The sequence below is a fragment of the Methanosarcina barkeri str. Wiesmoor genome (genome assembly GCF_000969985.1).
Taxonomy (GTDB): domain Archaea; phylum Halobacteriota; class Methanosarcinia; order Methanosarcinales; family Methanosarcinaceae; genus Methanosarcina; species Methanosarcina barkeri_B.
Genome location: NZ_CP009526.1, coordinates 1,541,850 through 1,556,079 on the forward strand (window position 1 = coordinate 1,541,850; position 14,230 = coordinate 1,556,079).

Annotated in this window: 7 protein-coding genes; 3 read left to right on the forward strand and 4 right to left on the reverse strand. The window is 38.0% G+C overall.

The genetic code is table 11. The features are described 5' to 3' along the window. Positions 1 to 481: 481 nt before the first annotated feature. From MSBRW_RS20155 to MSBRW_RS06635, 3 genes are all read right to left on the reverse strand, one after another. Complete coding sequence (locus MSBRW_RS20155; RefSeq protein WP_011308404.1) at positions 482 to 3,067, reverse strand: PKD domain-containing protein; 2,586 nt, start codon at positions 3,065 to 3,067, stop codon at positions 482 to 484. A gap of 1,386 nt (positions 3,068 to 4,453) precedes the next feature. Next, positions 4,454 to 4,912, reverse strand: coding sequence for a MarR family winged helix-turn-helix transcriptional regulator (locus tag MSBRW_RS06630; RefSeq protein ID WP_011308403.1), 459 nt, complete (start codon positions 4,910 to 4,912; stop codon positions 4,454 to 4,456). 637 nt (positions 4,913 to 5,549) lie between these two features. After that, positions 5,550 to 7,007, reverse strand: coding sequence for an MATE family efflux transporter (locus MSBRW_RS06635; protein ID WP_011308402.1), 1,458 nt, complete (start codon positions 7,005 to 7,007; stop codon positions 5,550 to 5,552). Between the two features lie 761 nt (positions 7,008 to 7,768). Here MSBRW_RS06635 and MSBRW_RS06640 point away from each other — a divergent pair. The 3 genes from MSBRW_RS06640 (at position 7,769) to MSBRW_RS06650 (ending at position 13,132) form a co-directional block, all read left to right on the forward strand. After that, entirely contained in the window at positions 7,769 to 9,580 is a 1,812-nt protein-coding gene (locus MSBRW_RS06640; protein ID WP_011308401.1) for a KUP/HAK/KT family potassium transporter, read from the forward strand. A 162-nt stretch (positions 9,581 to 9,742) separates the two neighbouring features. After that, positions 9,743 to 11,665, forward strand: coding sequence for a PINc/VapC family ATPase (locus MSBRW_RS06645; RefSeq protein WP_011308400.1), 1,923 nt, complete (start codon positions 9,743 to 9,745; stop codon positions 11,663 to 11,665). Positions 11,666 to 11,824: 159 nt separating this feature from the next. Next, on the forward strand, positions 11,825 to 13,132 hold the full coding sequence (locus MSBRW_RS06650; protein WP_011308399.1) for an IS4-like element ISMba6 family transposase: 1,308 nt from the start codon (positions 11,825 to 11,827) through the stop codon (positions 13,130 to 13,132). Between the two features lie 191 nt (positions 13,133 to 13,323). Here MSBRW_RS06650 and MSBRW_RS06655 read toward each other — a convergent pair whose 3' ends face one another. Beyond that, positions 13,324 to 13,746 (reverse strand): GNAT family N-acetyltransferase, encoded by a 423-nt coding sequence (locus MSBRW_RS06655; RefSeq protein ID WP_011308398.1) that lies wholly within the window; start codon positions 13,744 to 13,746, stop codon positions 13,324 to 13,326. Between the last annotated feature and the right edge of the window lie 484 nt (positions 13,747 to 14,230).

Below are 14,230 nucleotides of genomic sequence, written 5' to 3' on the forward strand. Positions count from 1 at the left end.
TACACGCCCTGCCGCCCTCTATTTGTTAGGGCTTAAGCCCTCTTGCGCCGTGCTTTAGGCGCGTCGCAATTCACCTGACAAACACAAAAGGAGGATATGCCACACCACACCAAACAGACAAGGCATAGCCGGCTTAAGGGTTAAAGCCCCCGCCGGTTGGTTGCGGTTAATATCCCTCTTCCTCTACAAGCTGTCCGACAATTACTTTCGGTAATAAAAGAATTCCTTCTTTTTTGATTTAAGGCCTTATTTGCTTTCTTTTTAGCACCTTTTTATTACTACCAATAATTGTTGGACAGCCTGTAAAGAAGGGAGAATTCGTGACCCTCTGCGCTCCCGTTGTAATAAAGCTCAGGAAATATGAGAACCTAAAAATAGTACTCAGGAGGGTAGTTTTTCCAACCTGATCATAAAAGACAGATGTACTTGCTTGCCTGGTTAGATCAATAACCCTCAAGATCTTACTACAATTTACTCTGTTTTATCTTTTCTTACTTCTACACAGAAAAATACAGAATAGACATACAACGCTGCTGATTATACTAAATCCAGGAATATTTTTACTTTCTTCGGCTATCTTATTTTCAACAGTGCTTGCAATATTGCTTGCGTTACTGCTTGTACTACTAATTGCGTTACTGCCTTCATTACTGCCTGCGTTACGGCCTGTAGTATTATTTGTGGCTTTTTGAGCAGATTCTGCAGCTATTGTTTTGCCTTCGTCTTTTGTACCTGTTATTGCGAAGGAAGAGTAGCCAGGTACGTTTGCTGTGAAATGCAAGAACTGATCATCTTCACCTGTTAGACTTACTGGCAGTTCTATCCATTCTTTTTTCTCATCATCGTACCAGTCAAGTATAATTGAGGACTTGTTTATGTTACTCTCATCTACCCATGAAGTATTAACTTTAAAATTGACAGTTGGACTCTCAATATTCTTTGAGGTGCCATAACCACCGTTTCCAACCCATATATTGAATGATTTGTAGACGATACCTTCAGGAAGCTCGGAAACCAGGCTCGACTTATTTTTCAGTTCCTCTACTATTGTAGTGGTCTTTCCTACGGTTTTTGTTGATCTGAATGTTATCGATTCAACACAGGTTGCATTATTTATAAAATTAAAATTCACATCATTTCCACTGGCAATAAAGGTCTGTACAGTCTCTTTTACCTGGACGTTCTTCGCTGGTTCAGGGGATCCACCAACGCCACCACTGCTACTTCCACTCTTGTGGCTGTGTCCTCCACTACTGCTACCACTGCTACTGTCGCTGTCACTATCACTGCTACTATCGCTATCACTGCTACTATCAATTTCGTTGTTACTGTCACTGCTGCTAATAGTGTCGCTGTCACTGTTACTGTTGCTTTCGTTATTACTATCGCTTTCGCTGTTGCTATCACTTTCACTAATAGTGTCACTGTTATTGTCGCTGGAATTGCTTTCTTCCAGTACGTTTATTGTACTGATTGTTGAGGCTGTTTTGTTTTCATTAACTACTGTCAGGTTGACTTCATAGTTTCCAGAAGAAGAATAAGTGTGCATTGGATTTTGCTCGGTTGAGGTTTCTCCATCTCCAAAGTTCCAGTACCATTCGTTTGCATTTTGCGATAGATCTGTAAATTGCACAGAGAGAGGTGCATAGCCGCTCGTGGTATCTGCATCAAAGTTCGCTACAGGAAGTATTTCTTCTTGATCCGGCTCTTCCTCTACAGTTATACTTAGAGATTTTGATCTCGAGCCATTTTCATTATTTACGGTCAGGACAACAGTATAGCTTCCGGCTGATACATAGGTATAAGCTGGGTTTTGCTCGGTTGAGGTAGTTCCATCTCCAAAATTCCAGTTCCATTCGTTTGCATTTTGCGATCGATCTGTAAATTGCACAGAAAGTGGAGCAGAGCCACTCGTAGTATCTGCATCAAAGTTAGCTACAGGAATGATTTTTTCTTGTTCCGGTTCTTTTTCTACATTTATACTTAGAGATTTAGAACTCGAGCCATTTTCATTATTTGCGGTCAGGACAACTTTATAAGTTCCAGCTGAAACATAGGTATGCGCTGGATTCTGCTCTGTTGAGGTAGCTCCGTCTCCAAAGTTCCAATTCCATTCGTTTGCATTCTGCGATCGATCTGTAAATTGCACAGAAAGTGGAGCAGAGCCACTGACAATGTCTGTATTAAAATTTGCAGTAGGAAAAACTTTTTCTGGAGTTGGTTCGCTCTGAACAATTACTTTTTGAGTCTTTGAGTTTGAGCCCTTTTCATTTTTTACAGTCAAGACAACGTTATAGTTTCCAGCTTCAGAGTATGTATGCTTTGGGTTTTTCTCTGCTGAAGTACTTCTGTCTCCAAAACTCCAGGACCAGGAAGTTGCATCTGTACTTTTGTCAGTAAATACTACGCTTAGTGGGGCTTTTCCAGAGGTAGGCGACATAGAGAATGCAGCAACCGGTGAGTTTACATCGTTACTTGTGTCATCGTTACCTGTGTCATCGTTACCTGTGTCATCGTTACCTGTGTCATCGTTACCTGTGTCATCGTTACCTGTGTCATCGTTACCTGTATCGTCGCTTCCACCAGAGTCCCATCTAGCATAGTACGGCAATCCTTCTTTATACACGCCACTAACACTTTCTGTTGTAACTGTTTTTGTATCATAAGATGTGTCTATAAATTGTCCATTTCCTATGTATATTCCAACATGACTGACAAGCCAGTAATTTCTGTTATTTTTAGTAATGTCTTTTTTCCAAAAAATTACATCTCCAGGCGTGGGAGAAGTTGTAGTAACATAATATGCATTTTTTTTCATATTAGGCACGGTTTGGAATACAATGTCTTTAGCTCCGGCTTGCTTGTATACTTGATACACTAAGTGAGAGCAATCAATGCCAGATCGGCTGTTGCCACCATGTACGGATTTAACTCCAATCCAGCTTTTTGCGGCTGCGACTACTGTAGATTCAGATGTTCCTGCAGGAGCAGCTGATACAAGGGGTATAAATGCTATTAAGATAGCTACAAGGAGTATGGCCATTAATTGATGTTTATTCATCTTCATTTTTGCTCAGTGCCCGTACTTTACTAGCTTAGTTGTACTATCTGCATTTTATTATCATTAGAGTAACGCAATGACTCAACTGAACTCTTTGAAACATGACTCAATTTGAATGTAGACTCGGTACCAGTACTCATTTATAAGCATGAAATTGGATACATTGACTTTGCATTTATAATCATCCAGTCAGATTTATCCAGTATCCTCTTCACCAAATATCTAGCTTTTCCTTTATGGAAATGGCTTTCTTAATAAAAATGACAGCAACTTTTGTCTTAAAAATGTGGTTATAAATGTAGTTACTCTGGTGCGTACGGTATATTCAGCAGTTTAACTTTAGAGTTATGTGACAATGAAAAGAGCTGACAAAAAGAAAACGTTTAAAGCCTTTAAATTAAAAAAAAGCGTTTATTACTGATGATTATCTCAGATATCCGTTCTGAATGAGACAGCTGCTCAGAATTGATTATAACAACGTAAAATAAGAATGTAAAATAAGAATGTAAAATAAGAATGTAAAATAAGAATAAGAGTAACTGCGCAAATACCCGAACTGCAATTTAGATTTAGAATCCATCTTATCTGGCTCTCTGCCATTCCAATTTTCTTACTTTTTCATTATTATTTTCCATTTTTAATATTTTTATTGTATTTTCATATTTACTTCAAAATAAAACTCGTATGTTTACTTCGTAATTGAGCCTTAAGCTTTTATTTTTCAGATTTGATCTTCTCCGGGAAACACTTCAGAAAGCTCAGGATTTTTGAAATCTGTACAGGCCTGCTATCTCGCAGGAGGAAACCATGTAGAACTGGGTCCAGGGGTTTTTGTGAAACTATTTCCTTCATTTTTGCTACCTTTTGACTCTATTTTCTTTTAATTATATCAATAAATATATAGGAATACGGCAGCTTATTACCTAGTTATTATATTTTAATATATCCCTCCACTATAAAGCTTTCATACCTTTAAAGTTTTAAAAAACAGGCTCCAAATTCAAAGTATTAGGTTTTTGGTTCTCTATAGAATAGAGTTACTTTAAGATTTTTTCATTAAGAGAAAAGAAGCTCAACTTTGAGCTTTTCGGTCAGTTTCTCCGAGTCTATGCTTCTGAAACAAGAAGGAGTTCCTTTTTCAACTTTCATAGATTTTGTATATATTAACATTTCCAGCAAAGAATAGAATAGAATAGAATAGAATAGAATAGAATAGAATAGAATAGAATAGAACAGATTTTTAGTCTTGCCACATAGGTAAATTCATGGATTTCACTTGCTGTAGCTTCATTCAAACTCAGGAATCCGACATAAATTTTTGCCTTATTTTCTGTAAGTTCCGGCTTCTTGAGTTTGCAAGTTTGATTCCATTGTCCTCTGCACTATTTTTGTTCAGGTAGTATTATCAATCTTCTTCAGTGTTGTAAGTATTATTTGCAGGCTCTCCTTGTATGCAAGGATATCCTCTTCACCCAGCCTTCTGAGAATCTCGGAGACATTTTCTTCAAGTCTTCCTATAAACCATTCCCTGTAAGCTTTCCCTTTTTCGGTGAGAGAAATAAGGGTTTTTCTACGGTCCTGGGGGTCTTTTTTCCTGCAGACAAGTCCTTCTCTTTCCAGAGCATCGATCATGCTTGTTAAACTTCCCTTCTGAAGATCAAGGCATTTTCCCAGGGTTGTGGGCATAATATTGTCTATTGACCCAATAATCATAATCGCTCGATTCTGATTTTTATTGAGGTTATACGGATTGTCCCCTGGTTTGTGAAATATTTTAGCAAAATTTTTTTGAAACAGATTAATTATCTCAAACTGGATTTTTACTGTTTCTTTTATCTTTTCTTCCTTCATTGGTATCACAGTCAGGGGTCTTGCAGTCATAATTCGGATGATAAAGACAGAATAGTAGCCATTAGAAATCGTGTTACGAGACGCTGCTTGTCCAGTAGATTTGTTTGCGAGGTGTTTTAGTTGAATCTGCTGGTTCTAACAGGCTTTACTGATTTTCTTGAGTCAGACTGGATTTTAAGAGTCAGACTGGATTTTAAGAGTCAGACTGGATTTTAATATCCTCATCATCCGAATTGACCATTTTTAATTTAACTAGTCAGTTTCTTACTGTTAGATTTCAAACTAAAAAGGAACTGGGTTTATTTATATTTTATGATTTGATAATCATAATATATTTAAGCATCAGCCGCCACTATATGGTCAAATTATTTTCTGTTTCCCCTTAGTTAATTATAAAAAATGAGCTTGAAAAAAAGATATTCTTTGGAAACCGAGATTCTGATGAACTACACCGAATAACGGAAGGCAGCAAGGTCTATAAAAAAGATATTCTTTGGAAACCGAGATTCTAATGAACGACACTGAATAAAGGAAAGCAGCGAGGCCTGTATGTTTGATAATCAAATATACGACAGAAAAAAGCTGTGAAAAAACTTGATAAGTCATTCTCATGCAGGAATAAGTGATCATTTTCCATTCAGCACTTCCTTTCCACCGCCTCCTCTTTTATCATACACTTCAAATACACCTGCACCCACAAAAAAGCAATCACTGAACCAATTACAGTGCCCACAACCAATCCCCACCATACTCCAAGTAATCCCCAGTCGAATCCGAATGCAAAAAGTAAGGAAAATAAAAGAGTCATAACAAGGCTCCGCAGAAGAGTGGCAGCAAGGGCGTTTGTGCCTTTTCCTGCACCCTGGAAGAGAGAACCTGAGAGCATTCCGAAAGTGATGACTGGATAGAAAATCGTCATAATTTTAAGGAGTCTTGTCAGCTCAGGAGCGATATGGGCTGCATTTTCGGTATGTGTAAAGACAGCAGCAATATCTTGAGCAAAAAGGTACACTACAGCGGCAATTATTGTTTCTACGAAAAAACCGACCTCAATTGCATAGATAAGGGTATTCTGTGCTTTTTTAAAATTTTTTTCTCCAAAAGCGGCCCCACTGATCGAGACTACAGCGATTGAAATTCCTATAATGGGAGCAACTGCAATACTTGTTACTCTCCAGGCTGTAGCGTAAACTGCAACTCCGTCCGTACTGCCAACGGTTGCGATAACAAAGTTCATTATAAGGGCAGTCAGCGCCAGAGCAAACTGCTCTATAGATGAGGGAATTCCTACCCGGAAAATATCCCTGATAATTGATTTGTCGAATTTGAAAGAACGAAACCTGAAAGAAACATAGGTATCTTTTTTAATAAAAAACCAGTAGAACATCAGCAGTCCCGAACTGGCAAAAGAAATAACTGTAGCCAGGGCTGCCCCTGCAATTCCAAGCCCCAGAATGTATATAAAAATGGGGTCAAGCACTATATTAAGGCCTGAGCCAAGAACCATGGATCTCATAGCTCTTTTTGAATCTCCTTCACTTCTCAGGATTGAATTCGCAATATTTGTAAAGAAAAAAATAAAACTGCCTGCAAAAATCACCCTGGCGTACTGGACTCCGAGTTCGGTTGTTTTTCCGGCTCCGCTGTACATGAAAAGCTCCTTTATAAATGCAAGTCCAAGAGCAGTAAGAGCAACTGTGAGGATGAGCATTATCACGAAGGCATGAACTGCAACATTATCCGCACCTGCTTTATCCCTGGCTCCTATGCGTCGAGAAATTGCAGCTCCTCCTCCAACCCCTAACCCGCCGGTAAGTGCCATCTGGATTACATAAAATGGAAAAGCAAATCCAACAGCAGCCAGGGCATCAGCTCCAAGTCCGGAAACCCAGAAGGTATCAGTAAAGCTGTATATCGTCTGAACAGACATGGCAACTATTATGGGAATTGAGAGCTTGACAACGGCTTTTCTGGGATCACCGAGGAGAATACTCACTCCTTCTGTACTTTTTTGAAGGACTTCTTCTTTTTCTCCCCTCTCGTCCCATGAGTATTCGTCAGCCTCCTCGCTTCCGATTAATGGTCCAGTGTTCATTATCTTCCGCCGTTTTTCTCCCCTTGCCTTTAAAATTAAGTGTACTTTGTCTGTTCTTTTCTGTTTTCTTCTGCTTTTAACATTTCCTTACGTACCAGACCAGTCTCATTTTTTATTCAAATGGGATTTAAAAGGAACAAGTTTCTCTGATTTCGTGCCGGGTTAAAACTATAGAAACTTGCGTTTTTTTTCGTTAGTACCTGTTAATTATCTTGAACAGGAAACATCCCTTATTAGAAACCTTTATTCAATAAATATCCTGTTTGAGATGGTATCTCAATAGATCAATATTGTAATTAAAAAACTTTCTTGTAATTAAAAAACTGTCCTATAATTAAAAAACTATCTTATAATTAAAAAACTGTCCTATAATTAAAAAAAACGGTCGTCTTCTTTTGCTCAGTTCTATAAACTTCACACTAAAAAACTTACCTAAGTTATGACAAGGTCTGAGATGTGGAATTCTGAGATGTGGAATTTTCATTTATATGGAGAGGGTCATGAGTTTTATATATAAAAAAGTAATACTCAAAACCATCTTTCATTGAACCGCTATTTACTGTTAGACTTATTGACTACATATAAGAGACGAAAACAATATGAAGACAGTAATATTTAAAAATCAAAGTTTTAAAAATAATCAGTTTCCTTTTTTCTTATGGACAGAAAAAATCACGATTTATCGCTCTAGGCTTAACGCGTGAAACTTTTATTTCAAATATTATCTTTGTGCAAATTTCTGAAACAAAAAGGTGAATATTATGTTTTCCAAGTCAGAGTTCAGAGAAGTAGTAAAGTCTATGGGTCTTGTTTTTGGAGATATTGGAACAAGTCCCATTTATACTTTGACTGTTATTTTCCTTCTAACAAGACCTACACACACTCACATAATAGGAGTTTTATCTTTAATTATCTGGACACTTATCATACTTGTGACTGTGGAATACGCCTGGCTTGCAATGAGTCTGGGTAAAAAAGGGGAAGGGGGTACAATAGTCTTAAAAGAAATACTTGTTCCTCTGCTCAAGTCAAGTAGAAACGTAGCTTTTGTTACATTGTTAGCTTATATAGGAACATCTTTCCTCATGGGAGATGGGGTAATTACCCCTGCAATAAGTATTCTGAGCGCAGTCGAAGGCTTGCGAATCATTCCTCAGTTCGAAAACATAGGCCAGAGCACTATTATACTTATTTCTGCTGCAATTGCAATAGCACTTTTTTCAGTTCAGAGCAAGGGAATAGAAAAAATTACATGGGTTTTTGGGCCTATAATGGTTCTATGGTTTGCAACTATTGGATTCTCAGGCATCGCCTCTATTTTCTATACCCCAGAAGTACTCAAAGCCATCAATCCTTATTATGCTATCAGGTTCCTTCTGGACAATGGGATTATAGGATTTTTTGTACTATCCGAAGTCATCCTGTGTGCTACAGGGGGTGAAGCATTATATGCTGATATGGGACACCTGGGAAGAGAGCCTATCTTAAAAGCCTGGAGATTTGTATTTCTAGCATTGGTTTTGAATTATCTCGGGCAGGGTGCATTTCTTATCCGAAACCCGGGTTCGACAAATTTTTTGTTTGAGATGATAAATCAGCAGGCAAACATACTTTATATCCCATTCCTTCTACTCAGTGTCGTAGCTACAATTATCGCTTCTCAGGCTATGATCAGTGGCATGTTCTCTATAGTATATCAGGGAATAACTACTCGGATAATACCGATGTTGAAGATTGATTACACCTCCGGGGTATTTAAGTCTCAAATCTACATAAGTACCGTAAACTGGTTACTCCTCGTTTCTGTATTATTTATGATGCTTATATTCAAAGAATCAAGCAAACTTGCAGCTGCATATGGCCTTGCAGTTACAGGAACTATGTCTATTACGGGCATAATGATGACTTCTATATTTTATCACAGAAAAAACATAACCAAAGCTCTTATTTCGCTATTTATAACGTTCATTGATGTGGTGTTCCTTCTCTCAAATAGCTATAAAATCCCTCACGGAGGTTACTGGTCAGTCATCATAGCACTTTTCATCCTCTCTCTTATACTCATATATACGTCGGGACAAAAGAAGCTGTATAAACTGATGAAGCTCATGAAGTCCAAAGATTTTCTTGAAAAATACAAACAAGTTTATGCTACTCAAAATAAAATCATGGGAACTGCCCTCTTCTTTACACGCGATATCGAAAGAATTCCCCAGTATATTTCCCATGTAATGTTTAAAAACAACATCATTTACGAAAACAACATTTTTATTTCCATTATCAAGTCAGACAGTCCTTTCGGAATAGAAACCTCGTTCACAAAAGAACCGGCAAAAGGGTTAAAAATTTTAGAGATACGAGCCGGATATATGGAGATTGTTAATGTTGAAAAGATCCTTAAAGACCAGGGAATTGGTGAAAAAACCATCTTCTACGGAGTAGAAGATATCTTTACTAAAAATATAATCTGGAGAATCTTTTCCATAATTAAAAAGGTATCGCCTTCCTTTGTCCAGTTTTACAAGCTCCCTACTGACGAACTTCATGGAGTTATGACGAGGTTCGAAATGTAACAACTGATGTAAAAACTGATATTACATTCCGGACCTTCAAACGGTAATATTATTGTATCTAATTTTTATTACTTTTTTTTTAAAATCCTTAATTATACACATACATTACATTGAATAATTAAAGAGTTATATTATATACTTCCCGGCTCTATATCCATTTATATGGCTGATGAGAAGCGGATATGGAGAATCATTCCGGACACAAGCGTGATTATTGACGGGAGGCTTTCGTCCCGTATTAGAAGTGGGGATTTCAGGGGTGCTGAGATCATTATTCCCGAAGCTGTGGTCTCGGAACTTGAAGCCCAGGCAAATAAGGGCAGGGAAATAGGGTTTAAAGGGCTTGAAGAGCTTCTGGAACTCCGCAAGCTGGCAAAGAGGGACGAAATCCTTCTTCAATTCAGTGGGGTTCAGCCTACTCTTGAAGAAATCAAACTTTCTAAAGAGGGCAGGGTAGATGCCCTTATCCGAAGTACGGCTATTGAGGTAGGTGGGCTGTTTTTAAGCGAAGACAGGGTACAGTCACTTATAGCTAAAGCAAAAGGGCTTGATGTCGAGTACATACATCCTACAGTCCTGAAACCATCCGAACTTCCGCCTCTTAAAGTAGAACATTTTTTTACTGACGATACGATGTCCGTTCATCTTAAAAATGGAGTCTCTCCTATGGCCAAAAAGGGATCTGTAGGGGATATACATTACGTAAAGATTCGAGATGAACCTGCAACTTCTGCGGAACTTTCTAGTATCTCGAGAGAACTTATTGAAAGGGCCAGGCTGGACCCCGAATCTTTTATCGAGATGTCTTCAAGTGGAGCTACGGTTCTGCAGATCCGGAATATGCGAATTGCAATTGCTCACCCACCTTTTTCCGATGATATGGAAATTACAGTTGTGAGACCAACTGTGGTTGTGGACCTTGAACACTACCGACTGAGCGATAAACTCAAAGAGCGGATTGTGAGTCAGCGTGGTATTCTTATTGCCGGTCCTCCCGGAGCCGGAAAATCTACTTTTGCCGCCGGGGTTGCTCGATACCTGAATGATCACGGGCAAGTAGTTAAAACGATGGAATCCCCAAGAGACCTCCAGGTGCCTCCTGAAATCACCCAGTATTCACCTCTGAATGGCAGAATGGAAAATACTGCAGACCTTTTGCTTCTGGTCAGGCCGGATTATACAATCTATGATGAAGTCCGGAAAACCAGCGATTTCCTAATTTTTGCGGATATGCGGCTTGCAGGTGTGGGAATGATCGGGGTAGTGCATGCAACCAGGGCAGTGGATGCGATTCAACGCCTGATCGGAAGGGTTGAACTGGGCGTAATTCCCCAGGTAGTGGACACCGTTATTTTCATTGATAAAGGAGAAGTAGCAAAGGTTCTGGTACTTGAGTTTACTGTCAAAGTTCCTCATGGAATGACCGAACAGGATCTTGCAAGGCCGGTAATCGTCATTGCCGATTTTGAGACACGAAGAGTCGAATATGAGATATATACCTATGGGGAACAGATTGTTGTTATGCCAGTAGGGCCTTCTACCGAGCTAAGGAAACCTGCCTGGAAGCTTGCTGGAGAGGAAATAAGAAATGTTATTGGTAAGTATGCCTCCGGCCCGGTTGAAGTTGAAGTGACTTCAGACGACAGTGCAATCGTAAAGGTCCGGGAAGAAGAAGTGCGAAAAGTTATTGGCAAAGGCGGGAATGTCATTGACCGGATCGAAAATGTTCTTGGCCTGCATATCGACGTAAGAGAACTTGAGGTCGAAGCCACAAGAGCTGCAAAAGGCCGGAAGTATGGAGCTGAAAGCAGAGCTCCTCGAGAGAAACGAAGGAAAACCAGCTTTGAAGAGATGCCTGCTGTTTCTTCCGTTCATCCTTTCATTGAAAGAGATAAAAAGCACCTTATTCTTGGTGCGCCGGAACTTGCAGGAAAAGATGTAGAAATATATCTCGAAGACCAGTACCTTTTCAGTGCAACTGTAAGCCGGCATGGAGACGTGAAACTCAGGGCGAACTCAGACCTTGCATCCGATATTATGGAAGCTCAGGATAAGGGGGAAACAATTGAAATCAGAATGATCTAAACTTTTTTATTTTTACTTTTTTATTTTTACTTTTTTATTTTTACTTATCTGAAAGTATCAAAATAATTAATAAAATAATTGCATGCGTCATCGGTTAAGCATTAAATTCCCTCTCTTGTATGTGTTTTTTATATTAATAATTTAAATATCTCTGTATCTATGTCTCCTTGTCCCCCACCTACTCTTGAAGACTCTCTTCGGGAAATATTTCCCGAAGAGTGGTTAAGGCAAACTGCCAAAGAAACTGGTCTTATAGTACGTGAACGTAAAATTGACCCTGTCATTATCTTTTGGGTTTTAACTCTCAGTTTTGGTGTACGCTTGCAGCGTACACTTGCCAGTTTAAAACGAGAATATGAAACTGAGTCACAAAAAACCATAAGTGATAGCAGCTGGTACTATCGTTTTACTCCAGAACTTGTTGAGTTTCTTCACCAGTGTGTAATTCATGGCATGGAAGAGCTTGCAAAAGAACCTGGTAGGAAACTTAGCAAGAAACTCGAAACCTTCCAAGATGTTGTCATTCAGGACATCACAATTGTTCGTCTCCATTCCTCGTTAGCAGACAGGTTTCCTGCAGCAAGATCAAGAACAGTAGCTGCAGGAGTAAAAGTTGGAGTTATGGTAAGTGCAATTGCTAACGGACCTAGAACCATTGCTCTGTACTCTGAAAAAACAGCTGAAATAAAGACATTAAAAATAGGTACCTGGATCAAAGACCATATTCTCCTTGTTGATCTTGGTTTCTACAAAACTCAAATGTTTGCAAGAGTTGAAGAAAATGGGGGATATTTTGTCTCAAGGATTAGGAAGAATATGGACCCTATTCTTGTTTCTATTGAAGAGGGACTTTCTAAGACAAAAAGCAAAGAGTTCGCTGGAAAACCTGTTAGTGAATGTATTAAGCAACTTTCTGGAAAAGATATTGATGCAGTTGTAAAAATAGAATTCAAAAGAAGAGAGTATAAAGGCAAGCAAAAACAGGACGAGATGATTGTACGTCTTGTTGCCGTATATAACGATGAGGATGAAAAATACCACATTTACATCACAAATATTCATAAAGATATTTTGAATGCAAAAGACATTGCAAACTTATATGGGGCAAGATGGGACATAGAACTGTTGTTTAAGGAATTGAAAAGCAAATACTCGCTGGACGTTCTTGAAACAAAGAATGTGCAGGTAATTGAAGCTCTAATCTGGACAGCAATATTGACACTAATCGTTAGCAGAAGAATCTATTCTCTTGTCAGAAAATCAACAACTCATCCTGAAAAAATGGCTAGATATACGCAGTTACGTTGGAGTACAATATTTGCAGAGAATGCATCAGATTTATTGACAGTAATTCTGCATAGATGTGGAATTCAAAGAACTTTTGAAACGATAATGAGCGTATATGAAAGTCAAGCATTAGATCCTCATGTAAACAGAGAAAGGTTTAGAGATGAATGGTTTGAGTAATAAATGAAAAAGTGGATTCAAAAAGAGTAACAGAAGAAGGAAATAAATCCTTAACCGATGACCAATGAAAATAATTGCAATGTTGTGAAAAGAGGATGAAGAGAGCACATGAGAGAGATATCCTCATGTATTTTCATGCTAAATAACAGGCTTGATAGAACATTTGAGATGTCAGTTCGATTTACTTTGATTTATTCAGTAAAACCTATCTTCTGCATCATTTCTGGATCTCGAAATAAAGCCATTCCTGTTTTCATTTTTTTAAAGTTTAGTTTCTCATAAAACGGTTCTTTTCCAGGTGAAGCGTATAATATAAAATTACATTGCGGAATTGAGTTCAAAATGTGTTCAACAATTAGACTGCCTACCTTTTTACCCTGATACTCAGGCATTACTGCTACATCATAAATTGCAGCTTGATATACTCCATCTGAAATTGCACGCCCAAAACCAATTAGTTTCTCGTTATCAAAAACAAATATAACAGTATGGCTATTTTCAAAGCACTTCTTATGCACATCTCCTTCAAAAGATGCCATATTAACTTCTTTTAATATTTCAGATACACGATTCCAGTCAATGTTTAAACAATCATATTGAGTTTTCAGGTTCATTCTACTCCTCAAAAAATAGGTATATAGTATAAGCAAATATAAATTATAAATTTCGGGCATATTTCAAATCCTGGTCGTGCATTAGTAGATGGTTGATATTTTGTGTTTGAGTATTTTTACTCAGTCATATATGTTTTCTAAGCCTACCTGCCTACTGGAAATTGAGCGTATACAAAGCAAAAAATGAGAAAGAAAAGAGCGAAAAGCGAATGTGTGAGTACTCTGGAAAATATCAGCTGATTATTGAGGGACTACCTCATTTTTAATCTCTCTATTAATTCCTTTCAAACTATTTTTTCCTTCTATTACGTTCTTATTCTATTTTCACTTTCAATTTTCCTATATTATGCTTTATTTTTCCTTTTTTTTGTTATTATTCTTTTTTTCACGTTCAGTTTTCCTATGTTATTATGATTTTTCCTCTTTTCTTTTATTCTTCAATTTTCGTTCCTTTTTCATACTTTCCTTTTGTCATTCTTCTTTT